General features: G+C 76.5%; 1 protein-coding gene. It reads left to right on the forward strand.

Annotated features, from left to right (window positions below; all coding sequences use genetic code 11):
* Positions 1-1024: 1024 nt before the first annotated feature.
* Positions 1025-2151, forward strand: a 1127-nt coding sequence (locus HW577_RS27155; RefSeq protein ID WP_408639553.1) for a CHAT domain-containing protein, incomplete at its 3' end; no start/stop codon positions are given.

Below are 2151 nucleotides of genomic sequence, written 5' to 3' on the forward strand. Positions count from 1 at the left end.
CCCGGCGACACCCGCGCGCCTGCTGCACTACCGGGCGCTGCACGCGCTCAACTCCGGCGACCCGCGCGCGGCGATCGCGCTGCTCGAGCAGGCGGAAGCGCGCTACGCCGCGCTCGCCCCCTCCACGCGGCGCGAACGGCGCGACGGGGAGACGAGCGAACTGCTCTCCGACCCGGTCGAGCAATCGGCCATCCTCGGCCTGGCCGAAGCGAAGCGGAACCGCGCGGTGGCGCTGACGCGCGCCGGCCGCGCGGCGGAGGCGCCCGCCCTGGTCGCGGAAGCGCGCGCCGTGCTGCGCAATGCCGGGCTCGAGCCCAACATGATGGTCGGGCGTTCGCTGCGCACCGAAGCGGGTGCCGACATCCGGCTTGGCCGCACGGAAGCCGCGGCGCAGCTGATGGAACGCGCCGCCGGGCGCTTCGCCATCGCCGCGCCGGGGGAACGGCCGGAAGCGGTCACGTTGTTCCTCGCCGGCCAGCAGCGGCTGCGCGGCGGGCGGCGGGCGGAAGCGCTGACCGCCTTCCGCGCCGGCGCGGCCATCCTGCGCGCGCGGCAGATCGGCCTGCCGGTCGGCCTCGTCGTCCCCTACCTCGATGCGCTCGACCAGGAAGCGACGGCGAGCCCCGGACAGGCGCCGGCGCTGCGCGCGGAGATGTTCGGCGCGGCCCAGCTCGCCCAGCGCAGCAGCACGGCGCGCTACGTGCAGCAGGCCTCGGCCCGGCTTGGCGTGTCGGAAGGCAACCAGGCGGTGCAGGGTGCGGTGCGCGGGCTGCAGGATGCGGACCGGGAATTGCGCGAATTGTTCGCCGAGCGCGATTCCTCCGGCGCGCAGAACGCGCAGCTGGACGACCGCATCGCCGCCGCCCAGGCGCGGCGCGCGGAAGCCGAGGGCCAGGTCGCCTCCGCCGCGCCGGGCTACCGGCAGCTGCTGCTCGCGGCGGTGGATGCGGACAGCGTGGCGCGCGCGCTCGGCCGCGGGGAAGCGCTGCTGACAATGCTGCTCGGCCCGCGGGAAGGCTTTGTCATGGCCGTGCGCGACGGCCGCGTCGATGCCCGCCGCGTGCCGGTGGGGGAGGAAGCGGTCGCCGCGCTGGTCACGCGCATCCGCCGTTCGTCGGAGATCGGCGCCGGCGGCGTGCCGCGCTTCGACACGGACGCCGCGCAGGAGCTGCACCGGCTGCTCGTCGCCCCGCTCGCCGCCTCGCTCGACGGCGCGCAGACGCTGGTGGTCGCGCCCGACGGGCCGCTGCTGGCCCTGCCCTTCGGCATGCTACTCGCGGGCCCGGCATCGCCCGACCAGCTGGTCGGCGCGCCCTGGCTGATCCGCCGCCACGCCATCGTCCATGTGCCGAGCCCGCAGACGCTGGTCACGCTGCGCGCCGCCGGCACGGGCTCGACCGCGCCCAACCCCTATATCGGCTTCGGCGACTTCACCCCGCCCTCCGGCGCGCAATTCGCCCGCGCCTTCCCCGCCGACCGCTGCGGCACGGATGCGCGGCTCGCCGCCGGGCTCGGGCGGTTGCCGGGCACGCGGGCGGAGGTGCTGGCATCGCGCCAGCTGCTCGGCGCGGCGGCGGACCGCGCCATCCTCGGCGCGGACTTCACGGTGGCGAACCTGCGGCGCCAGCGGCTCGACCAGTATCGCGTCGTGCACCTGGCGACCCATGCGCTGCTGCCGGGCGAACTCTCCTGCCTCACCGAGCCTTCGATCGTCGCCTCGCCGCCGGGCGGGGCGCCCTCGGCCGAACCGGCCTTCCTCAAGGCGAGCGAGGTGCTCGACATCAAGATGGACGCCGACCTCGTCATCCTGTCCGCCTGCAACACCGGCGGGCCGGGCGGCGAAGGCGGCGGCGAGGCGCTGTCGGGCCTGGCGCGCGCCTTCTTCTACGCCGGCGCTCGCGGGCTGATGGTCACACACTGGGCGGTTGACGACGCCGCCGCCGCGCTGACCGTCGCCGATACGCTGCGCCGCCAGCAGGGCGGGGCGACATCCGCCGCCGCGCTGCGCGGGGCGCAGATGCTCATCCTCGAGGAAGCGGGGCGGAACCTGCCCGCGGCCTTCGCCCACCCCTACTACTGGGCGCCCTTCGTGCTGATCGGCGACGGGCGGCGGGCGGCCGGGGCGAGGGGCGGCGGCGGCGGGCAGACGGG

Origin of the sequence: Neoroseomonas rubea (assembly GCF_016106015.1) — a bacterium.
Classification (GTDB): domain Bacteria; phylum Pseudomonadota; class Alphaproteobacteria; order Acetobacterales; family Acetobacteraceae; genus Neoroseomonas; species Neoroseomonas rubea.